The sequence below is a fragment of the Castellaniella sp. genome (genome assembly GCF_041675725.1).
Lineage (GTDB): Bacteria > Pseudomonadota > Gammaproteobacteria > Burkholderiales > Burkholderiaceae_B > Castellaniella.
This window is the reverse complement of the sequence record NZ_JBAYTI010000012.1, coordinates 17,440-37,524: the sequence shown is the minus strand read 5'-3', so window position 1 is coordinate 37,524 and position 20,085 is coordinate 17,440. Positions and strand designations below refer to the sequence as shown.

Below are 20,085 nucleotides of genomic sequence, written 5' to 3'. Positions count from 1 at the left end.
GACGATGGTGTCTGAATATTCATTCGGCGGTGACGAACATCTGTTCGTCAAAATATCCGAAAGCATGTCGATACAGGCATTTGCAAAAGCGTTGACGATCGCCGAACGGCTAAAGGCCAAAAATATCGACGGCGTCACCGAAATATGCCCGGCCAATGCATCGCTTCTCGTGCGGTTCGATCCAGACGTGATAGCGCCGGAAAAGATAAAAAGCATCACAGAAGAAATCGATGGGACACTGAGCGGCACGGCAACGAACATCGACACGCGGTTCATCACCATCCCAGTGTTTTTCAATGACCCCTGGACCACCGCCACCGCTCAGAAATTTCGAGACAGGCGCCAGGAACCGGACTTGTCGGACATTGAATTCGCGGCCAAGTCCCACAACATGGCAAGTGTCGATGAATTCATACACCGATACAGCGCGGCGCCCTGGATCGTCACTATGGTCGGGTTCGTGGCCGGCTTGCCGTTTTGCTATCAGCTGGTGCCGAATTCCGAGCAAATACAACTCCCCAAATACCTGCGGCCGCGTACCGATACCCCCAAACTGACGATCGCGCACGGCGGTTGTTTCTGTTCGTACTACTCCGTCAGGGGGGCCGGTGGGTACCAGATGCTCGGCATTTCACCTGCACCGATATTCGAAGCAGATTCCAAGCTGACGTACTTTCAGGATTCGATGATCTTTTTCAAGCCAGGGGACATCATCAAATACAGGCCGATCAGCCAGAAAGAATACGAACGGCTGGCAGACGAAGCAAACAAAGGGACCTTGCAGCTGGACATAAAAAACGTGACTTTTTCAATCGAAAAATTCATGAATGACCCTTCACAGCCAAACTTAGCCATCGAGGAGAAATAAGATGATCCAAGTACTAGATGGGGGTCTTTCTACTACGATCCAGGATCTCGGACGGCCCGGCTACTACCACGTGGGGATCCCTTTAAGCGGCGCGGCAGACATAGAAGCGTGCACGATCGCAAACTGGCTGGTTCGCAACGAGGCTGATGCAGCGGTGCTCGAAGGCACGCTGTTGGGTCCGAAGCTGCAATTTCATGCGGATACGGCGATCGCGGTGACAGGCGCCGACGTCGAGGTAAAGGTCAACGACACCGTGCATCCCATGTGGGAACAATTGAAGATAAAAAAGGGCGACGTCGTTTCCTTCGGGTATCCCAAAAAAGGCGCAAGAATATACATTGCGGTCGCCGGCGGCATCGACGCGCCGTTGGTGCTGGGCAGCCGGTCCACTTATCTTGCGGGCGGCATTGGCGGGCTGTCCGGGCGCCGGCTCAAGGAAGGCGACTCACTGTCCACCGTTCAGCAACAGGGCGCCCCGACGGCGGCCACTCACGGCGCTCCAGCCGAGCAGTTGCGCGACGGGTCCAGCCCCACCCTATTGCGCGTGGTGTCAGGGCTCTTCAGCTACAGGCTGACCGACCGTTCCCTGGACGCTTTCTATAACGACGAATGGAAGGTGACCAACGAATCCGATCGGATGGGTTATCGGTTTTCGGGCGGAAGAAAAATAGAATTCGCACCCCGCCCCATTCCACCCTTTGGCGCGGGCTCAGACCCCTCGAACATCGTGGATGCCGGCTATCCCTATGGTTCCATCCAGATTCCGGGCGGCATAGAGCCGATCATATTGCACCGCGACGCGGTCTCCGGCGGCGGCTACGCCACGATAGGCGCGGTGATCAGCGCCGACATGGACAAGATCGCGCAACTGCAGCCAAATGCCAAGGTGCGGTTCCAGATGGTGAGCATGGAAGAAGCGCTCGAGGCCAGGAAGGCCCGAAAGCACCGGCTGGATACGCTGCGCGATCATATCAAAAGGCCGGTTTGACATTCGATTCGAATCAAATCGACCACCGCTTGTGAAATGGGTGAATTATGGGCGACATGAATGAACAGAAAATGGGCCTGATCGTCGAAGATGTATCCATGGCGTTCGGGCCCAATCAGGTATTGAGCAATGTCGGCCTGCACATTCGCCCAGGCACCGTGCACGCGCTTTTGGGCGAAAACGGGGCTGGAAAATCGACGTTGGTGAACATCATAATCGGAGTGCACAAGCAGACCCAGGGGAACTTATACCTGAATGGCAGTTTGATATCGAACAATTCTCCACGGACGTCACGCCAGCTGGGGATCAACGCGGTCCTGCAGGATCTGGGGCTGGCGCCGACGCTGAGCATCGTCGACAACCTGTTCCTTGGGCGTGAAAAAACCAACAAGCTGGGGGTACCGCAAAAAAAGCACATGCAAAGCCTGTGCCAGGATGTCTGCGGGAAACTCTCGATTCACGACCCGGTCAACACGACACTGGAAAACCTCAGCGTGGGCACCCAGCAACTGGTTGCCATAGGCCGCGCCATCATGGGTAAAAAGGGCGTCATACTTTTCGACGAGCCGACGGCAAGTATTTCCCGAACAGAAACCGACAATCTGTTCAAGGTGATTCGAAACCTGAGGGACGAGGGCTGGGCCATATTATATATAACCCACCGTCTGGAAGAATTGACCGAAATAGCCGACGAAGTGACCGTGCTATACAACGGCACCGTTTCTCTTACGTCGGACATCAAAGCGGTCACGGTGGATGAACTCATCCACGCCATGTGCGCCGAGAGCTTCAGCGACTTGTATCCGCCACTTCCCCAATTCAAGGCCACCAAGGACCGGCCCGCCCTCGAAGTCGAAAACCTGTCCACCGCGGACGCCAGTGTGACGGATTGCAGCCTGCACGTCCACAGGGGTGAAATCGTTGGCATCGCGGGCCTGATAGGCTGCGGCAAGGATCGGCTGGGTGCGGCGCTCTTTGGCAGTATCGAGTCCGATTTCAAGCGCTTCACGATCGACGGCAAAGACGTCGGCCAAATACGCCCGGCAGCCATGCTGGATCTCGGGGTCTCGCGGGTACCAGGGGATCGGCACGCGGAAGGGCTGTCCCTGATTGGAACGGTGGGCGAAAACATCAACATGGGCGCGGAGCACAGGCTCAATGCTTTCAGGCATGGCGTCGTGGACAACAAGGCACTGAGAAAAAACGCCGATCAGATCATCGATGCGATGGATGTCCGGCCACCCGACAAGGACGCCATCATTGGCCGATTATCGGGCGGAAACCAACAAAAGGTGTTGATTGGGAGATCCATCCAAAGCACCCGTTCCGTACTGATTCTGGAAGAACCCACAAGCGGTGTGGACGTAGGGGCCAAAGAACATATATACAGAAAGGTTCTGGCGCTCCTGAACGAAAAGAAAGTCGCGATCATCATGATTTCCTCTGACCTGGAGGAAGTCAGCCGGTTATGTCATCGCGTGTACGTCATGCACCGTGGAAGAATCGTGTCCGAACTCGGCCAGGAAGAGATCAGCTCAGACCAGATCCTGAAGGCATCGTTTGGCATTACCCAAGCCACCCGTGAAAGATCCGAGAGCCCAGCCGCCTGATCACCGATTTCACGTATAAGTAAATGACAAACCAGACCAAATAACTTAGTGAGCGATAGCAATGCCTAGATCATCACAGGTATCCGCAAATTATTTTGCAGTTATTTTCAAGAAACTGATCGTCAAGACCAATCTGGTCATATTGCTGCTATTGGCATCGGTGATTGTTTTTTCAATATTGAATCCAATTTTCATCAGCTCGACAAATATCTCCAACTTAAGCACCCAAGTCGTCTTTCTGTTATTGATCACCGTAGGGCAGATGCTGGTTCTGATCACAGGCGGGTTCGACTTGTCGGTCGGCGCGGTGACGGCACTGACCAGCATTACCAGCGCCATGGTGATGGCGTCGGTATCGAATGGCGGCACCGAGAACGTCGCGCTGGCCATCACCCTGGGGCTCCTGGCGGCACTTGGCATCGGGCTGATTTGCGGGATCATCAATGGTGTCACGGTCAGCCTGCTGAAAGTCAATCCATTCATAGCAACGCTTGCGACGGCATCGATCTTTCAAGGCGCCACGCTGCTCCTGAGCTCGGGTCAACAGATCAGCGGCATTCCAATGAGCTTCGTCATCGGTTTTGGCTCGGGCGACGTATTCGGGATTCCGGCCTTGTTGATCGCAGCCATACCGGCCATATTGATCGTCGCCTTCTTCGTGATATTTCAGCCTTACGGCAAGGCGCTATATGCCATTGGCGGAAACGAAAAGGCTGCCCACGTGACTGGAATCCCCATCACCAAGTACGTCAGCCTGACGTATCTGACCTGTTCCGTACTGACGGCTTTCGGCGCCTGGCTACTGACGGCGCGGGTGTCGGCAGGCCAGCCGCTGCTCGGCAGCGCTTTTCCCCTCGAGTCGATTACTGCGGCAATCATTGGTGGCGCCTCGTTGCGCGGCGGCCGGGGCGGCATCGGCGGCGCAATAGGCGGTGCGATATTTGTCGTGATGTTGTCAAACGGCATGGACCTGGCAAGACTGGGATCGAACTGGCAAATGGTCACTTTGGGCGTGGTATTGATCGCCTCCGTGATCATTGACGTCAAAAAAGAACAATGGAGAAAACAGGTTTTCTAGATGGACCGCCGTTCATCAGGCCTTATGCGCGTGAACGGCCATTATTTACAATGTGCTTCATTACTTAGAGTATTCAAATGACAAAATTGAGTCCTGTCCTGAAACAATCCACGAATTTGGTCGTTCAATCAGGCCACGGATGCTGGTTGAAAGCGACCAACGGCAAGGAATACCTGGATTTCACATCGGGGATCGCGGTCACCAGCACGGGCCACTGCCATCCGAAAATAGTGGAGGCCGTACGGGCGCAAGCAGAAAAAGTGGCGCACGTGCAATACGCGGTTGCCTTGCACGAGCCATTGCTGAACCTGACGGATGCGCTTGGTACCGTGCTTCCAAAATCGCTCGACAGCATCTATTACGGCAATTCTGGCGCCGAAGCGGTCGAGGCAGCCATACGGCTTGCGCGCATGGCGACCGGCAGGCCGAACATCATTTCCTTCATGGGCGGCTATCACGGCCGCACCGTGGCCAGCGCATCGCTCACGTCGGCAAGGGCGACGGTCCGCTCTGGATTCTCACCCCTCATGGCGGGCGCCTATGTCGCTGCGTTTCCCCATGCCGCGCGCTGGAACATGAGCGAAGACGAGGCCGTGCGCTTCGCACTGGCCGAACTGGACCTGTTGTTCAAAGCGATTTCCGATCCGCGAGATACGGCCGCATTCATCATTGAACCTGTTCTCGGCGATGGGGGCTACATACCCACGCCTGTAGAGTTCATAAAAGGGCTCAAAAAGCGGGCGGATGAGCACGGCATACTGCTTATTTTTGACGAAATCCAATGCGGCGTCGGCAGAACCGGCAAATATTGGGCGCAATACCATTACGACGTGACGCCCGACATCCTGATATTCGCAAAAGGCATCGCCAGCGGATACCCGATCTCCGGCATCGCAGCACCCGAATCCCTGATGCGCAAGGCATGGCCCGGCTCGCAAGGGGGGACGTACTGCGGCAATGCCGTAGCCGCCGCTGCCGCCATCGCAACGATCGAAGTCATTGCAAACGAGTCGTTGGTGGAAAACGCCGCGCTGCGCGGATCCGAACTCAGATCGTCGCTCGATCAGCTGGTTAAGGACCACCGCAACATGTCATGTAACGTGCGAGGGCTGGGCCTCATGCAGGGGATCGAATTCTTCGACGCAGACAGAAAGGCGAACTGGAAACTGGCAGAAGAAATCCGCGCCGAAGCCGAGAATCAGGGGCTGTTGCTGCTGACTTGCGGCCAGGAAGGAAATGTCATAAGAATCGTGCCGCCGTTGATTGTTTCCAAGAAAGAACTGGAACAGGGCATGGATATATTTTCCTCCGCCATACAGGCTGTTTTAGGCTAGCATCGCGCCGATTATGCATTCATTCAAGCCGGCCATGTAACATCTCGAGGAACATGAAAATGAAGGTGACAATAAACTGCGATATGGGAGAAAGCTTCGGCATCTATCAGCTAGGCGATGATGCCAGTCTCATGCCGCTGATCGACTTGGCGAACATCGCATGCGGATTTCATGGGTCCGATCCCAACCACATGGCAAAAACCGTCGAACTCGCCTGCCGGCACGACGTTCGCATTGGCGCGCATCCGTCCTTGCCCGATCTGCAGGGTTTCGGCCGGCGCGAAATGAAGATTCCCAGAGCCGAGCTGGCCAACATCATTATTTACCAGGTGGGGGCTCTGAACGGTTTCCTGCAGAAAGAAGGCTTGAGCCTGAACCACATCAAGCCACACGGCGCATTGGCCGGAATGGCCTTCAAAGACCCTGAAATCGCTCACACCATCTGCGACGTGGCGGATATTTTCCAGGTGCCCATCCTGGGGTTGCCCGGAACGGTCGAAGAAGACGTGATCCGGCAAAGAGGGCATCCGTTCATAGCCGAGTTTTATGCCGATCTCGAATATGATGACAAGGGCTTATTGATCATTACGCAGAAGCACGCGCCCGTCGACCCCGCACTTGCGGCAAAGCGCGTGGAAAAGGCGGTTACCAAAGGTAAGATGGACAGCGTTTCGGGCAAGGAAATCAGCGTATACGTGAATTCCGTGTGTGTCCATTCTGATACGCCTAACGCGGTCGAAGTGGCAACGGCCGTTCGCGATGTGCTGAATAGGCTGCAGAAACCTAGCTGACGCCCTATAACCTATATGTTGCAAAACAGGCAGTCAAGGGCCTTGATGAATCATCACGACCCTTGAGCGCGCCGCCGGTATCTCATTGCACCTTCATTCGCGCGATAAGAACCCGTCGCCATCGCGGTCCTGGCGGTCGAAGTCGGCCATGACCGCATCCATGAATTCGGTTTTCCCGATGGTGCCATCCTGGTTGGTATCGACGCGGGCGAACTGCTCGATCGTCAACACACCCGCGGCCTCGGCCGGCGTGACCCGGCCATTGCCATCTTTGTCGAGATTGGCGTAGGCCTCTTCCATGAACTGGCGGTACTCGGCCCGGCTGACCTGGCCATCCTGGTTGGCGTCGAGGCGGCTGAAGTGGTCTTCCGTCCAGGCCGATGGGCCTTGCTGGGCCCACGCCGACGCACTGATCAGCAGTGTCGCCAGAAGAAACAGATTTTTTTTCATGATGTGTTCCCCCTGTGCCTTAGCGGCAACCCATGCGATTGCCCAAATAACCCCCCCCGCCGATACCGGCCGCCGTTGCCAGTGTCTTGCCACTGCCACCGCCTATGGTGCTGCCCACCAGGCCGCCAATGACGGCGCCGCCCACCGTGGCTGCGATGCAGTCGAATTCAGACGCATTGGCCTGCCCGCCGCGCGCACCCATGGGCGACTGGCACGCGGCCAGAAACCCGGTGGCCAGCACCGCTGCAATCAACGCTGTTTTGCTCATGAAGAGACCTCCTGCTCAATCAGATTCAAGCTTCGAGAACTTCATCATAGCGTGAAAAGCGCTTAGGTGATGCGTTTTGCATGCCGGCCATCAGCCAAACATCATGTGCGGCAAATAGGTCACCATCGATGGGAAGAGGATCGCCAGGAGCACCACGAACAGGTAGACGCCCACGAAGATACCCATATAGCCCAGGCAACGCCCGGGGGTCACGCCGGCCAGGCCACAGGTGATGTTGAGCAGCACGCCCACGGGCGGTGTGGCCCCGCCGATCTGCATGAGAATGGCGAGGATCACGCCAAAAAAGATGGGATCAAAGCCATAGCCGATCGCCAGCGTATGCAGTAGCGGGCCGAATATGGTGGCGATGGCCAGGACCTCCATGACCATGCCCAGCAGCAGGACGAAGCCGATGACGATGGCCAGAAACAGGTATGGGCTGCTGGCGACGGACTGGATCCAGGCCCCAAGCGTATCAGGCACGTTCTGCCAGGCCAGAAGCCAGCCAAAGATGGCGGCAAATGCGATGATCGCCATTACCATGACGGTCACGCCAGCCGAGGCAATCAGGATCTGCGGCAGGTCACGGAGACGAAAGCCACGATAATAGAACCGGCCGACCAGGAACGCATATACCACCGCGACGGCGCCCGCCTCTGTCGCCGTGAACACCCCGCCGGCGATGCCGCCAATGATGATCACAGGCATGGCCAGCGCCGGCAAAGCCTGGCGGGTCGCCGACTTGATCATGGACCAGCCGGCAAAGGGCTCGCGCACGATGCCTGGCTGCCGCCTGGGCGAGGTGAGCACATACACCACGGCCATCAGGCACAGGGCGATCAGGTAGCCTGGAATGACCGCCCCAAGAAACAAGGCCCCGATCGAGACATTGACAATGGAGCCGTAAAGAATCAACAGGATGCTCGGGGGCACGATGGGCGCCAGGCAGCCCGCACTGGCCTGCAGCGAGGCCACGAAGGTCGGCTTGTAGCCCTTGTCGATCATGGACGGCACCAGCACCGAACCGATGGCTGTCGTGTCGGCCACGGCCGAGCCGGATACGTTGGCAAAAATGAGGCTGGCAAAAACGCCGGTCTGGCCCAGCCCGCCCCGCAAATGCCCGATCAGGGCCTGGGCAAAGCCGATCAGGCGGCTCGTCAGGCCGCCATGGTTCATGAGCTCGCCCGCCAGCACGAACAGCGGAATGGCGAGCAGGGCAAAACTGTCGGCGGCGTTCGCCGCCCGTTGTGCAAAAATCAGGACGGGCACGTCACTGACGAGCAGCATGGTCAGGACGGAAAGACCGATCGAGAAGGCGATCGGAATACCGATGGTCAGGAAGGCGAACAGCAGCAGGAGCATGAAGACCGCTTCCATGTCGATCTCCTTAGTTCGCGTTCTGGCCAGACAGCCGGCGCTTGATGCGCAGGCCGTATTCGATCAGCATCAGTGCCGAGCCCAAAGGAACGGCGGCATAGACCCAGGACTTGGATATGCCCAGGGCGGGGGTGATCTGCGTGCGGGCCATCTCCATCAGCAACAGCCCGCCAACCAGCAGCGCGCCGAACAGCACCATGCACGCCAGATCGATCAGGTTCAGCATCCAGACCCTGAGCCGGCCGCGGTAGCGCACAAGCAGGATCTCTACGCAGACGTGCTGGCCGCGCACCAGGGTGCTGACCATACCGACATACACCAGCCAGACCAAGGCATAACGAGCCACCTCGTCGGCCCACGGCAAGGAGTATTCAAGCACGTAGCGGCTGACCACCCCGAGAAAGGTGGCCAGCACGATGGCGATGAAACAGAGGATCACGATCACCTCGCTGAACAGGGGATGCCAGGATTTGTTCATCGGGTGACTCCATTCAGGCCGTGATCATTTACCCAGTTCTTCGCGTACCTTGACCACGTAATCGTAAATGCCGCGCTGCTTGGCGTAGTCATCGACCATGGGTTCGAACAAGGCGTTGAGTTCGGCTTGATCGAGCTCGACCACTTCGACCCCATGCTTCTCCTGAAGCTCTTTACGTGCTGCCAGCTCGGCCTCCAGGCCCGTCAGCGGACGGAACCAGATCCCGGCTTCACGCGCCGCATCGATGAAAATCTGGCGATCCTTCTCGGGCAGCTTCTGGAAAAACTTCTCGCTGACTTCCCAGACGGCGGACTGATACATGTGACGGGTCACCACCGCCTTGTTTTCGACCTCGTAGAATTTCATGGCCAGCATACCGGGGTCTTCCTGCTCGTGGCCATCGACCACGCCCGTCTGTACCGCAGTATAGATTTCATTGAACCCCATGGGGGCCGCATTGAAGCCCATCGTACCCAGCACCTGGAGATACAGGGGCGAGTTGGGCGAACGCAGCTTGATCCCCTTGAGGTCGGCCACGGACTTCACATCCTTGTCTTTCAGGAACACGTTGCGATGCGCCTGGTCCACGAACCAGAGGATCCGCACGCCCGTGCTGTCCAGGACTTTCTGGGCCAGATCCTCGCCGATCGGGCCGTTCATGATCTTGTGGACTTCGTCGAAATTGGACAGCAGGCCCGGCAGGCCGATGATTTCGGTTTCCTTGACGTAGTTGGGCAGGATGGCCGAATAGCCGAACATCATGTCGAGCAGCCCGGCCTGCATCTGTTCGAACATCTCGGATTCACTGCCGAGCGTGCTGTTGTAGTACACCTTGAAATTGTAGGCATTGTCTGTTTTTTCACGGACGATTTCTTCGAATTTCTTGATGTACGGGTTCATGTAGAATTCTTCGGACTGGATGCTGCCGACCCGCACGGTCGTTTCAGCATGCAGTGCCGGCGCCCCCAGGGACAGGGCGACGGCTGTAGCGCAGATCGAGAGCCATTTGTTCATGGTGAGTCTCCTTGGTGTTTCACACCATCATGGATTCAGTCCATCAGCCTCTGGTGTTTGACTGATGAACGTCGAGAATTGCAGCCGAAAGTTGCTTTTGATCCAACGGGTGGGTAAAGGCCCCGATGTATGGCGCCCGTTCCCACGTGATCTGGGCGATCAGCTCGGCTGCCTGAGCAGGATCACCCTGCAAGCCAAGTCCGGTCAGGGTTCTGGGTAAACCCATGCGACCATAGAATGCCAGCAGGTCTGCCATGAAATCCGCAGACCGGCCTTCAAGCCATAACTGAACCAACAGGCCGAAAGCAACCTGCTCTCCGTGCAGGGCGGCGGCCGGCCCCGGCACCGCGGACAGCCCGCGAGTCAGCGAATGCGCGATGGACAACCCGGCACTTTCGAAGGCAAGCCCCGACAGCAATATGGTGGCCTCGACCGTACGCTCGAAGTCGTCGTTGACCTGCTTGCCCCTGACGGCCCGCAACGCCCCTTCGGCGTGTGCCCGCACGGTGTCGTAGCAGAGATCGGCAATCGACTGCGACAGCAAGGTGGCCTGGCCCGCATGGAAATTCTGGCGGCCGGCGCCGATGCACTGCGCCGCCTCGAATTTCTTGGACAGCGCATCCCCCACCCCCGAGACGAAGAACCGCTCTGGCGCCTGCACCAGCACGCTGGTGTCGACCAGAACCAGATCCGGGTTGGTGGGCATCAGGTCGACCTGGTCCACGGCATGATCGGGGGTATACAACACGACCAGCCGGCTGGTGGGGGAATCATTGGAGGCAATGGTGGGCACAATGAAGATGGGCCGCCGGGTCTGGATGCGAACCCCCTTTGCACTGTCGATGGTCTTGCCACCGCCGACGCCCACGATCAGATCGGCCTGCGCATCCGCTGCCAGGCCCGAGAGCCGGTCGATCTCCTGACGCGTGCATTCGCCATTGAAGGGCGTGATGGTGGCTTGCCGGGCGAGGCCGCCGAGGCCCTCTTGGAGGCGCGGCAGGAGCAGCCCCTGCACGACCGAATCGACGATGACGAATGGGCGCTGCGCCCCCAGGGACGTCGCCAGCGAGCCGAGTTGCGCCAGGGCGCCGTGGCCCTGAATGTAGCGATGGGGTGCGGCAAAGACTTTCAACATACTGGGTCACCTCGGGCTGATGGCGGACAAGCGGTGGTTGATATCGAACAGCGCCCTGGCCGCGTCACGGTAGATGCCGTGCATGTCTTGGTACCGCCGGTGCTGTTGCGCATCCGGCTCGTGATGCGCCACGATGCTCACCGTGTGCTCTGCGGCCGTCGGTAAATCGGGGAAGGCGCCCACGCCGACCGCTGCGACCAGAGCCGCCCCAAATGAGGCATCGGTAATGCGCGGCATGGCGATCGAAATCCCCAGCACGTCGGCCACGATCTGGCGCCAGGTGGCGCTATGCGATCCGCCGCCGATGATGCGGGCTGCGGTCATCCCCCTGCCCTGTTCTTCGAGCGCCTGCAATACGTCATACAGGGAAAACGCCACCCCTTCGTATAGGGCGCGAACGAAATGTCGACGTTCATGCGCGAAGGTAATGCCAAGAAAATCTCCGCGCAGCAGCGGATCCCAATAAGGTGTGCGCTCACCCTGCAGATACGGATGGAACAGCAGGCCGTCGGCCCCGGCCGGAACACGGGCCGCGTCGTCATCCATGGCCTGGAAGGCGCGGGCGCCCGTCATCCCGTTGCCGGAAAAAAACGTGTCGCGCAACCAGCGGTGCGCAGAGGCACAGGAGTTGGTGGCACCAATGGCGTACCAAAGATCGGGCACGCAGAATGGGTAGTGGATCACGGAGGCCGTGGGTCCGGGCTCGGCATTGACCATGGTGATCGTGGCGGCCGTCGCCAGCTTGACCGCGCCGGTACCCAGCGCGACCGCCCCGGCGCCATAGGTTTCTATGGAGGTATCGGAGCTGCCGCACACCACGGGTGTACCGGCGGCCAGGCCACTGGCCCGGGCGGCTTCGGGCGTAACCTGGCCCACGACGTCCGTCACGGCGACGAGCGGCGGCAACTGCGCCGGATCCAGCCCGATCATTTCGCAGAGGCGATCCGACCATTGCCGGCGCTGCGTGTCATACAGCAAGGTGCCTGCGGCTTCCGTGTGATCGGTCTCCCAGGTATCGGTCAGTTGGGCCCGCAGCCAATCCTTGGCCACATACAGGCGCTGGGTCCGCGCCAGTGCCTCGGGTTCATGGCGCGCCAGCCAGAGCAGCTGCGGCTGCGTCCAGGTGGCGGCGGGGACGTTGCGGGCGATTTCGAAGATCTCGCTGCCGTGTTTCTGCTTGAGCTCGGCCGCCTCGAGGTGGCTGCGCGTGTCGCTCCAGAGTATGGCTGGCCGGATGACCTGGCCGTGCCCATCGACCAGGACAGGCGTGTGGGCACCGGCGCTCAGGGCAACCGCGCCAACCTGTTCGGCAGGGACCGCGCCCTGGCCCAGCGCCTGCCGGACCGTCGCGCACAAGGCCTGCCACCAATCCTGCGGATTCTGCTCACTCCAGCCCGCGTGAGGGCTGTGCGTGGTGAGTTCCGCGCTCGCCGACCCGACGACCGCACCCTGCAGATCGATGACCGTCGTCGTCAGGCTGCCGGCACCGATGTCGATACCTATGTAATAGTGCTTCCCCATCGAATTAATGTGTCCCTGTCATCATTGGTCTCGAGCCCGCCTCAACCCCAGTAAAAATCACGCCGGCCCCCATCCATGCAGATCAGTTCGCCGTTGATGAACCCGGCATGACCAGAGCACAGGAAAGCGGCCAATGCGGCCACTTCTTCGGGCAGGCACAGGCGCCCAACCGGATTCTGCGTCTGCAGGCGTTCCATCATGTCGGCGGAGAACTGGGCGATCAGTTCGGTCGCGACATAGCCCGGGGCAATCGCGTTCACGGTGATTCCGTAGGTGCCCACTTCTTTGGCCATGGTGCGGGTCAAGCCGACGATGCCCGCTTTGGCAGCCGAATAGTGCGCCACCCCGGGACGCCCCCCACCGGTGAAGTTCATCGAGGAGGTATTGATGATGCGCCCGAAGCCGTTGCGGCGCATGGGAGCGACGACCGCCCGCGACCACAGGAACGTGCTGTCCAGATGGACGTGCAGCATCCGTTGCCAGGCCTCGAAAGGCATTTCTTCCACCCGCGCCGCCGGCTTGACCCCGATCCCTGCATTATTGACCAGGATATCCAACCGGCCGTGCCCAGACAACACGTCGGTGACGGTGTGCTCGACCACCTGCGGATCGGTGGCATCCCCCACGTGAAAATCCGCCTGTATCCCCTCGGCCCGCAAGCGGTCCACCGCCTGGCCGGCCGCCTGCGCATCGAGATCGTTGAGGATGACGACGGCGCCTTCACGGCCCAGGGCGCGGGCATGCGCCAGGCCAATGCCGCGCGCGCCGCCGGTCATCAGCGCCACACGCCCCGATAAGCCCAGATCCATGATATCGCCCCCCTGCCATGTATTGAAAACCGCGGCGCTTTCCGCCATCAGCCCGCGATCAGCCCGCCAGCGGGCTGGCCAGGCCGAGCTTTCCGGGACACAGAATCCCCTGGGGATCCAGACCCGACTTCACCCCCTGCAACAGGCTCATGCCCGCCGTACCAAACTGCGCCCCCATATGGGGCCCCAAACGCATCCCGACGCCGTGGTGATCGTTCATCACCCCGCCCGCCTCCAGGGTGGCCTGCACCGCGGCATCAACAATCCGGTCGTGCAATGCCACGGCCTCTTGCAGATTGTCGGGCCCTTGCGGCACGTTGATCCTGGAATAAATCATGGCGCCCCATTCATACCAATGCGATAGATGGGTCTTGACGGTAAGGCCCCACTTGGGATCGATCGACTGGGCAATCGCCCGGGTGACGTCGTCGTACAGCCCCTGCAGGGAACTGAAATCCGATACCGCATCCATCGTCATCCAGATTTGCGGCAGCGCCGGCGTATGAGGCGGATGGGACATCCCATAGCGATCGTCCCACCACACGGCACCGATCTGGTCATCGAGAGCCTGGCCGCCGTGAGCCCGGCAGATCTGGCCGCAGGTTTGCGCTTCGAGTTCGACCAATGCTTCATGCTGCCCTTGAACCATCAGCACCATGGTCTCGCCCTGCAGGCCCGCGCGCACGATTTTCTCGAGACTGAGCACCGCCGCATGCGCGTCATACAGGCGGATCACCGCAGGGCGCAGGCCCGAGGTGACGATCTCGCGCCCCGCCGCAATCCCGGCGGCGAGCGAGGGAAAGTGAAAGGCGCAAAAGCGCCGTGCCTTCGGTTGCCGCTGTATCTTGACGCGCGCAGCCGTGACGATGCCCAGCACCCCCTCGCTGCCCACGAAAAGCTGGCTCAGTTCGGGCCCGACGCCGTGCTTGGGCACGGCCGGCAATTGAGCGACCTGGCCGTCAGGCAGGACCACCTCGAGAGAAAGCACGTGATCCTGGATGTTGCCATAGCGTGTCGAGAGCACCCCCGAGCCCCGCGCGGCGATTGCCCCGCCGATCGACGCCCACTCGGCCGATGCCGGATCATGGGTGAAGGTCAAGCCCTGCCGGGCCAGTTCGGCATCGAACCGCTTGACGTTCATCCCGCATTCGACAGTACAGGTGAGCGACGTCTCATCGATTTCGCGAACACGATCCAGACGCGTGAGGTCCAGCAGCAAGCCGCCCAGGTTGGCGTTCGCCGCGCCCTGCACGCCTGAGCCGCCACCCAGCGGCGTCACGGCCAGCCCGGCGCGCGACGCCAGGCGCATGATGTCCGAGACCTGCGCCACGGTCGCCGGCGCGACGGCGATTTCAGGCTGGTTCAGCGGCTCGCCATAGTGCGCGTGCACGATCGTCAGCCAGCTTTTGTCGCCCGGGTAGCGCTGCCGTGCCTGTTCGCCGCTCCAAACCTGGTCGGCCCCCACGATCCGGGCCAGCTCGGCGGCCACGGCGTCACGAGTGGCCAAAGGCATCGCCTGGCGACGACGATATGCATCATGCGGTTGACTGCCCACACGTTTCTCCTTCGATACAGTCGAATTTCAATTACCTTGATTGATTGTAGGGAGGCGCTAAAATAAATAAAAGTTGAATATCCTGACCTTTTGATTCAGAAATCCTGAACATGCGCGAACTCAATCTGGACCGCCTCAGAACCCTGGTGACAATCGCGGAACAAGGCTCTTTCGTCGCGGCGGCAAGGGCGCTGCATCTCGCCCCGCCGACCGTCAGCCTGCACATCAACGAGCTGGAAGAGCGGCTGGGCGTCGAGCTGCTGCTGCGCAAGCGCAAAAAAGCAGAACCCACCGGCGTTGGGGCGGCGCTGATCGCCCGGGCACAACGCCTGCTGAACCAGAGCGATGCCATGCTGCAAGACATCCAGATGCACGCACAGGGCAAGATCGGCCGGGTCCGGGTCAGCGCGGCTACGCCGGTGATCGCCTACCTGCTGCCCATGGCGCTCAGGCGCCTTTCCGAAAAACACCCTGGCGTAGAAGTCGAACTGGCCGTGCTCAATTCGCGCGAGGCCATGGACCGCCTGGCCAAAGGCCTGCTCGACATCGCGGCGGTGGCCCTGCCACAAAGCCAGATGGCCGAAGTCCAGGTACGCCCCTGGAGAAAGGATCCCGTCGTTGCCCTCGTTCCGGCGCACTGGAGCAGCCCAGACAAGGCCACGGCGGCCTGGCTGGCCGCGCGCCCGCTCATCCTCAACGATGACAGCACCCAACTGGCCCGCATCATCAACGAATGGTTCGCTGCAGATGGCCTGCGGCCCCAGGCCAAGATACGCGTCAATTACAATGACTCCGCCAAGAGCCTGGTCGGCGCCGGCTACGGCGCCACCTTGCTGTCCTACGAAACCCTTCATCCGCAAATCGACGAGCGGATCAAGATCCTGTTCCTCGATCCGCCTCTGTGGCGCCCCATGGGGATCGCCCACCGCAGCGGTCCCCAGGAGATCGCAGTCCAGCATGTGCTGGACGAACTGAATCGTATCCGCTGAAGCCGTCACCCATCACGCAAATCAAAACGGGCCCCCTGCTCGCCCAGATGACCGGCCAGGGCGTCCGCTCAAAGATTCGAGTTCACCCATTGGCGAAACTGCGCCGCCGGCAAGGCGCCGGACACCCGCGCGACCTCGCGGCCGCCCTTAAACATCACCAGGGTCGGGATGCTGCGGATGTTGAAGCGCTGCGCCAGCGCCGGCTCTGTTTCAGTATCGACCTTCAGGAAGCGCACGCGCGGCTCGAACTGCCGGGCGGACTGCGCGAATACGGGCGCAAACTGGCGGCACGGGCCGCACCAGGGTGCCCAGAAATCCACGACGACCGGCAGGTCACTGCCTATATGCGCATCAAATGCCTGCTGGTTGGCCACGATGGGCGCGCCCGTGAACAGGGGTTGTGTGCACACGCCACAATGACCTTCATCCTGCAGACGGTCGGCGGGTACGCGATTCTTGCGGTGGCAGTGCGCGCATGCCACGATCAATGGGGAAGTCATGTCGAAAGGCCTGTATCCAGCCGGAAAACAACGATACGATGCATATGGGGGCGACGGCCCGGCATGCAAGATCCACCTTATTCATGGGCAATGATGATGTCCATGATCTCCTGGGTGATCTGGTCTTGCCGTACGGCCGACAGCTCGCGGCCCAGCTGGGCCAGGCGCTCATCGACCGATTGCTCGGCCTGCTGCATCAGTGCCAAGCGGGCCGCATTCTCGGTGACCATGGCTTCAGCCGAGGCCCGGAACACGCTGGCAAACAAATGATGACGCACCAGCGCCGACAGCTGGGCGGCCGGCGCCAGGGTGAAATCCGGCAGGGCCCGCGAAGGCCATCGATCCGGCGCCTGCAGCAGGGCCGGCGGCAAGGGCAACAAGCGGCTGACCACCGGGGTCCGCATCCCATGCCCGGCCCGGCGCGTGTACGCCAACCAGACGCCCAGCTGGGTCAGCGGCCGGCCTCGGCTGCGCCGCTCGATCTGCGCCACCACCTCGCTGGCCAGGCGCGCCACCCCGTCGACCGACGCCGGCGGCAGCAGACGCTGCGCCACCACGAGCCCGTGCCCCTCGAGCGCGGCCTGCATCCGTGCGCCCACGCACAGAACCTGCAGGCCGCCTGTCGGTCGGCCTGCAGCCGACATTCGCGCGTGCAGCCGCGAGACTTCGGCCGCCAGCAATTCATTGTAATTGCCGCAAAAACCGTGGTCGGAGCCAAATGCCACCACGATCCGATGACTGGGGTCGGCGGCCCCTGCGCCAACGACCTGCCAGCCCGACCTCATCCGATAGGCGAATGCGGAAAACCCCCGGCGGATGGTGGCCTGATAGGCTTCGATGGCCATGGCCGCCTCTTCGTAGGGTGCCGCATTGATGGCCGCCAGACTTTTCATGGTGCGGACGATGCCGCGGATGCTGGCGAGCGTCTGACCCTGGCGCGTCAGCGCCTCGAGCGACTGGGCCATTACGACACGCGCCGCCCCGGCTCGACCGGGTCCATGCCCAACGCTTCACGGGCGCTCTGGAGAATGCGCTGACGGCCTTCCGCACCCAGCGACAGATTTTCCATCGCACGGGCCTGCAGGTCGGGCAAGGCCTGGCACGCCGCCGTACGCACCCGCACCATGGCCGTCATGATCTGCGCCGGCGCTAACGCATCGAACAGCCCTTCCATCGCCGCAATCAGCACCGCCAGCTGCTCGATGACGGCCATGGGATCCCGCTCGGCCTGCCGCAGCGCCGTGCGCACGGCGGCGCCCCGGGCCAGGTGGGCGCGCGCGGTGTCGTCCAGCCGCGTGCCAAACCGGGCGAAATCCTCGAGTTCCTCGAACTGGGACAGCGTGACGCGCAGGTTACCCGACACATCGCGCAGGCTGCGATTCTGGGCCTTGCCCCCCACGCGGGAAACGGACAGCCCCAGATCCACCGCTGGAAACTGATTCTTGCGCACGAGGCGCGGCGACAGATAGATCTGCCCGTCGGTGATGGAAATGAGGTTGGTCGGGATATAGGCCGCCAGGTTTTCAGCCTCGGTTTCGACAACGGGCAACACCGTGATGGCGCTGCCCCCCAGCGCCTCGCTGAACTGCCCGGCCCGCTCGAGCAGGCGCGCATGCACGTAGAAAATGTCGCCTGGAAAGGCTTCGCGGCCAGGCGGGCGGCGCAGCAACAGCGACAGCTCGCGGTACGCGCGCGCGTGGTGCGTCATGTCGTCGAACACCAGCAGGACGTCCTGCCCCTGGGCGGCGAAATACTCTGCCATGGTCATCGCCCCATACGGCGCGATATAGGCCAGGCCCGGCGCCTCTTCGTCGCCCGTATTCATGACGATACTGCGACGCAGCATGTCGTTTTCGGCCAATGCCCGGATCACGCGGGCAACCGCGTCCCCCCGCTGACCAATGGCGCAATAGATGCACAGCACCGAACCCTGACGCTGATTGAGCATGGTGTCGATGGCCATGGAAGTCTTGCCGGTCTGCCGGTCGCCGATGATCAGCTGCCGCTGGCCCAGACCCACCGGAATGGCGGCATCCACGGCCTTGATGCCGGTCAGCAGGGCCCGTGACACCGGCGCGCGCTCGAGAATCCGCGGGGCCTCGGCCTCGATGGGCCGCTGCAGGGCCGCGCGCACCGGCCCCCGGCCATCGATGGGCCGCCCCAGCGCATCGACGACCCGCCCCAGCAGGCCCGCGCCCACCGGCACGCTGACCACTTTGCGCGTACGCCGCGCGCTTTCACCGGGCCGAATGGATTCGGCCGGGCCCAGCAATACGACACCCAGCCGATCGGGCTCGAGGTCGAACACGATCCCGTGCGCACCGCTCGAAAACACGATGAGCTCGTCGGCCAGGGCCTGAACGAGCCCGGTCACCGTCGCTACGCCGTCACCGACGTCGGTGACCACGCCCATTTCGGACAGGGTCGGCTCTGGCGTGGGCAGATCGAGCAGCCGGCTGCGCCAGCGGGCGAAGGCCTGATCGGGATCCCCCGGCACAGACCCGCTGGCGCCCCTGGCTGAGCGGCCCCCCATCAGACCGGGCGTCTCAGTGGCCATCGGGCCCCTCTTCGTGACGCATGGCGGCCGCCTGATGCTGGGCCACCATGTCGTCGAGCTCGTCCATGTAGCTGTCGACCGTCCACGCCACCTGCATCCCCCCCACCTGGATGGCCAGGCCGGGGGCCTGTTGCGCATCGGTGGCGAACGTCAGGCGGACGCCCGGAAGCAGCGCCTGCAGATCGGCATCGAGCCGCTGGCGTATCTCGGGTGCCAGCGGCTTCTGTGTAGTGACCTGCGCCGGCTGGCCGGCGGCGATTGCCGTGTTGAGCTCGGTGGCCATGGGCTGGATCTGCGCGACGGCCTTTCGGGCGATGGCGGCTTCGAGCGGCTCGTCGGCGAGATCCGCGAGCACTTTACGGGCCATATCGAGCACGGTGTGCCCGCCCGCCTGATGCAGCCGCTGGATGAACTCCTGGCGCTCGCGTTCGAGGTGCGTATGCCAATCGGCCTTCTCCTGCCCGAGCTGCTGGCGCGCTTCGGCCAGCAGCTGCTCGCGCTCGTGCTCGGTGGCCGCGAGCGCCTGAGCCACCTTGGTCTCTTGCTGGGCGAGCGTGCTTTCAAGTTGCTGCTCGTACTGCAGCCTGGCGGCGGCGGCCTCTTGCTGCGCCGCCTCGGCCTCGGCCATGCGGCGCGCGATGGCGGCCTCGCGCGCATCGATGCCATTGAGGATGGGCAGATACAGGAAGCGGCGCAGCAACCAGACCAACAGCAGGAAATTGGCCAGTTGCGCCAGGACGGTGATCCAGTCGATGGACATGGT

General features: G+C 61.3%; 20 protein-coding genes. 7 read left to right on the top strand and 13 right to left on the bottom strand.

Going from position 1 to position 20,085, the window contains the following annotated elements; genetic code table 11:
• The first annotated feature begins 4 nt into the window (after window positions 1-4).
• The 6 genes from WCZ84_RS03910 (at window position 5) to pxpA (ending at window position 6,669) form a co-directional block, all read left to right on the top strand.
• Window positions 5-868 carry an allophanate hydrolase subunit 1 gene (locus WCZ84_RS03910; RefSeq protein WP_372684972.1) on the top strand — a complete coding sequence of 288 codons (864 nt, stop codon included), beginning with the start codon at window positions 5-7 and terminating at the stop codon, window positions 866-868.
• 1 nt (window position 869) lies between these two features.
• On the top strand, window positions 870-1,856 hold the full coding sequence (locus tag WCZ84_RS03905) for a biotin-dependent carboxyltransferase family protein (RefSeq protein ID WP_372684951.1): 987 nt from the start codon (window positions 870-872) through the stop codon (window positions 1,854-1,856).
• A gap of 56 nt (window positions 1,857-1,912) precedes the next feature.
• The gene (locus WCZ84_RS03900) at window positions 1,913-3,466 is read left to right on the top strand and encodes a sugar ABC transporter ATP-binding protein (protein ID WP_372684950.1); all 1,554 of its coding nucleotides are present in this window, start codon (window positions 1,913-1,915) and stop codon (window positions 3,464-3,466) included.
• Between the two features lie 61 nt (window positions 3,467-3,527).
• Window positions 3,528-4,544, top strand: a complete 1,017-nt coding sequence (locus WCZ84_RS03895; protein ID WP_372684949.1) for an ABC transporter permease — start codon at window positions 3,528-3,530, stop codon at window positions 4,542-4,544.
• 77 nt (window positions 4,545-4,621) lie between these two features.
• Window positions 4,622-5,878 carry an aspartate aminotransferase family protein gene (locus WCZ84_RS03890; RefSeq protein ID WP_372684948.1) on the top strand — a complete coding sequence of 419 codons (1,257 nt, stop codon included), beginning with the start codon at window positions 4,622-4,624 and terminating at the stop codon, window positions 5,876-5,878.
• Window positions 5,879-5,931: 53 nt separating this feature from the next.
• Window positions 5,932-6,669: a 5-oxoprolinase subunit PxpA gene (pxpA, locus tag WCZ84_RS03885; protein WP_372684947.1), complete on the top strand. Its 738-nt coding sequence runs from the start codon at window positions 5,932-5,934 to the stop codon at window positions 6,667-6,669.
• Between the two features lie 93 nt (window positions 6,670-6,762).
• On the opposite strand, the gene WCZ84_RS03880 is transcribed toward pxpA, so the two are convergent.
• From WCZ84_RS03880 to WCZ84_RS03840, 9 genes are all read right to left on the bottom strand, one after another.
• Window positions 6,763-7,119 carry an EF-hand domain-containing protein gene (locus tag WCZ84_RS03880; protein ID WP_372684946.1) on the bottom strand — a complete coding sequence of 119 codons (357 nt, stop codon included), beginning with the start codon at window positions 7,117-7,119 and terminating at the stop codon, window positions 6,763-6,765.
• A 19-nt stretch (window positions 7,120-7,138) separates the two neighbouring features.
• On the bottom strand, window positions 7,139-7,387 hold the full coding sequence (locus tag WCZ84_RS03875) for a hypothetical protein (RefSeq protein WP_372684945.1): 249 nt from the start codon (window positions 7,385-7,387) through the stop codon (window positions 7,139-7,141).
• Between the two features lie 90 nt (window positions 7,388-7,477).
• On the bottom strand, window positions 7,478-8,764 hold the full coding sequence (locus WCZ84_RS03870; RefSeq protein WP_372684944.1) for a TRAP transporter large permease: 1,287 nt from the start codon (window positions 8,762-8,764) through the stop codon (window positions 7,478-7,480).
• A gap of 10 nt (window positions 8,765-8,774) precedes the next feature.
• Window positions 8,775-9,242 (bottom strand): TRAP transporter small permease, encoded by a 468-nt coding sequence (locus tag WCZ84_RS03865; protein ID WP_372684943.1) that lies wholly within the window; start codon window positions 9,240-9,242, stop codon window positions 8,775-8,777.
• A 24-nt stretch (window positions 9,243-9,266) separates the two neighbouring features.
• Complete coding sequence (locus WCZ84_RS03860) at window positions 9,267-10,256, bottom strand: TRAP transporter substrate-binding protein (protein WP_372684942.1); 990 nt, start codon at window positions 10,254-10,256, stop codon at window positions 9,267-9,269.
• 43 nt (window positions 10,257-10,299) lie between these two features.
• Window positions 10,300-11,391, bottom strand: coding sequence for a glycerol dehydrogenase (locus WCZ84_RS03855; protein ID WP_372684941.1), 1,092 nt, complete (start codon window positions 11,389-11,391; stop codon window positions 10,300-10,302).
• Between the two features lie 6 nt (window positions 11,392-11,397).
• Window positions 11,398-12,912 (bottom strand): xylulokinase, encoded by a 1,515-nt coding sequence (gene xylB, locus WCZ84_RS03850; protein WP_372684940.1) that lies wholly within the window; start codon window positions 12,910-12,912, stop codon window positions 11,398-11,400.
• Window positions 12,913-12,953: 41 nt separating this feature from the next.
• Window positions 12,954-13,721 (bottom strand): SDR family NAD(P)-dependent oxidoreductase, encoded by a 768-nt coding sequence (locus WCZ84_RS03845; RefSeq protein WP_372684939.1) that lies wholly within the window; start codon window positions 13,719-13,721, stop codon window positions 12,954-12,956.
• Window positions 13,722-13,779: 58 nt separating this feature from the next.
• Window positions 13,780-15,228: an FAD-binding oxidoreductase gene (locus tag WCZ84_RS03840; RefSeq protein WP_372684938.1), complete on the bottom strand. Its 1,449-nt coding sequence runs from the start codon at window positions 15,226-15,228 to the stop codon at window positions 13,780-13,782.
• Between the two features lie 158 nt (window positions 15,229-15,386).
• On the opposite strand from WCZ84_RS03840, the gene WCZ84_RS03835 reads away from it, so the two are divergent.
• A complete protein-coding gene (locus WCZ84_RS03835; RefSeq protein ID WP_372684937.1) occupies window positions 15,387-16,265 on the top strand; it encodes a LysR family transcriptional regulator in 879 nt (292 codons plus the stop codon).
• A 68-nt stretch (window positions 16,266-16,333) separates the two neighbouring features.
• On the opposite strand, the gene trxC is transcribed toward WCZ84_RS03835, so the two are convergent.
• The 4 genes from trxC to WCZ84_RS03815 form a co-directional block, all read right to left on the bottom strand.
• Window positions 16,334-16,765, bottom strand: coding sequence for a thioredoxin TrxC (gene trxC, locus WCZ84_RS03830; RefSeq protein WP_372684936.1), 432 nt, complete (start codon window positions 16,763-16,765; stop codon window positions 16,334-16,336).
• A gap of 77 nt (window positions 16,766-16,842) precedes the next feature.
• On the bottom strand, window positions 16,843-17,730 hold the full coding sequence (locus tag WCZ84_RS03825; RefSeq protein WP_372684935.1) for a F0F1 ATP synthase subunit gamma: 888 nt from the start codon (window positions 17,728-17,730) through the stop codon (window positions 16,843-16,845).
• Window positions 17,730-19,322 (bottom strand): F0F1 ATP synthase subunit alpha, encoded by a 1,593-nt coding sequence (locus WCZ84_RS03820; RefSeq protein ID WP_372684934.1) that lies wholly within the window; start codon window positions 19,320-19,322, stop codon window positions 17,730-17,732. The genes WCZ84_RS03825 and WCZ84_RS03820 overlap by 1 nt, the downstream gene beginning before the upstream one ends.
• A complete protein-coding gene (locus WCZ84_RS03815; protein ID WP_372684933.1) occupies window positions 19,312-20,082 on the bottom strand; it encodes a hypothetical protein in 771 nt (256 codons plus the stop codon). Before WCZ84_RS03815 ends, WCZ84_RS03820 begins: the two co-directional genes overlap by 11 nt.
• Window positions 20,083-20,085: the final 3 nt, after the last annotated feature.